Here is a 1,616-nt window from a genome sequence, read left to right as displayed (position 1 = left end):
GCCTAGTATTTCCTAAATTGTCATATTCAAATCTATAGCTGAAGCCATTATGAGAAATTGTTTTTATTTTATCCTTTTCATAAGTGTAGCTGTTAGTAACTATAGTTCCTCTATCCTCTGGCATAACTTTGTTGTAGAGATCTTTTATGTCATTATCAATCAAAGCCTTTCTGCTGTATGCAAAGTCATCTAAAGTTCCTGATAAACTGTAGTTTCCGTAAGGGTTACTTCCAACAGCGGTAATTGCTCCTGTAAAGTCTTACTTTAAAATAAAAGACCATCAACCCTTGATATTACTTAGGTTGATGGCTATGAGATTTAACCCATTGGAAGAAAACTAGAATCAATTTTCTGCTTGTTAACAAACTCTTTCTTTGATGTATCATTAATTCCTTATTCTAAGGTTCATTTAGTTTTAAATTATATTTACTTGTTATTTCCTCAAGCCAAGGAGTACAAGCTTTATTCTTATTAGTAAAAAGTGATGTTGTTGAAGTAGCTTAATTATATTTGCATCTTTACTAATTATATTCTTTCCACTGATTTTATTCATATACTGAAAAATCGTACTTTATATCTATACAGCTTTCTGTGCTACTCTTTGCAAAACTTGAACTCCTCTAGCTAACACAGTATTTCCATACTCTAAAGAAGAAAGTCTCAAAACTATATTTTTACAGCCTTTTTCTCTTTATTTATATTACCATTTCATCATAAATATCTATATAATCAACATTAACTTCTACAAATTTCCCAAGCATGTTAACCAAATTTTCATTATAATTAGTTTCAAAACATACTATGCTGTCTTTTAATCTTAATGTGGCGTATCCATCATCATCATAACTTTCAAAAATACCACTAATCCTTACTTTTCTATCTTTCAATTGCATACAATGCTTTTTCTCATTAACTACTTTTATTTCTGTAATAGGACTTGGTATGTCTATTTCCACAAAATAATCTTTTAACTTTGGTTCATTTCCATGCCATATTCCAACACATTCACCATATTCAGAAAAAAACACAACTTCCAATTCTCCATGTGTATTTTTTCTTATACATCTTATACTTATTTTCATAAATTCCTCCTTACTTCTGTACCCTTCTAAGAGTATTGTAATAATTCATTGTATCTGTAACGATATCATAAACCCAGATTTCTTCATGATAATGAAACTTACCTGTACCCATCTTACTCATTTCATGTAGTCCAAAACGTATACTTCTTAATCCTCCTGAAGAGAATATTCTGTCAGGGTCACTTTGACCTGTTATAGGGTGAATATTTGTATATGGGCCTTCCCCCAAAAATTCATCCCATAACCTAGCTGCATCCTTTGCTCTTACAGGATTTGGAGATTTTATTTCTTGATTTCTTATAACTTTAGTAGCATTGCTTGGTTTATTAACTCGTTTAGTGACAACTTTGCTCCCCTTTAGAACAAACCTTGATACAGTTTGCGAAACTCTACTTGCCACCTGAACAGCTCTCTGCCCAACCCTTTGTGCAATCTGAGCACCTCTTGTTATCACCGTAGTTCCCATAGTTACGGCCGCTGCAAAAGTTGCTGGAGATGCTATAGCTACTACTGCTGCCACCACAATTGTAGCTG

2 protein-coding genes are annotated in these 1,616 nt (G+C 32.6%); both read right to left on the bottom strand.

Annotated elements, in window-relative coordinates; all coding sequences use genetic code 11:
* Window positions 1–695 precede the first annotated feature (695 nt).
* Window positions 696–1,082, bottom strand: a complete 387-nt coding sequence (locus P8V03_RS18925; protein ID WP_318799364.1) for a hypothetical protein — start codon at window positions 1,080–1,082, stop codon at window positions 696–698.
* Between the two features lie 10 nt (window positions 1,083–1,092).
* Window positions 1,093–1,616, bottom strand: a 524-nt coding sequence (locus tag P8V03_RS18920) for a hypothetical protein (RefSeq protein WP_318799363.1), incomplete at its 5' end; no start/stop codon positions are given.

The sequence above is a fragment of the Clostridium tanneri genome (genome assembly GCF_033659955.1).
Taxonomy (GTDB): domain Bacteria; phylum Bacillota; class Clostridia; order Clostridiales; family Clostridiaceae; genus Clostridium_AM; species Clostridium_AM tanneri.
The sequence above is the reverse complement of the archived record's forward strand: the minus strand, read 5'-3'. Positions and strand labels throughout refer to the sequence as shown.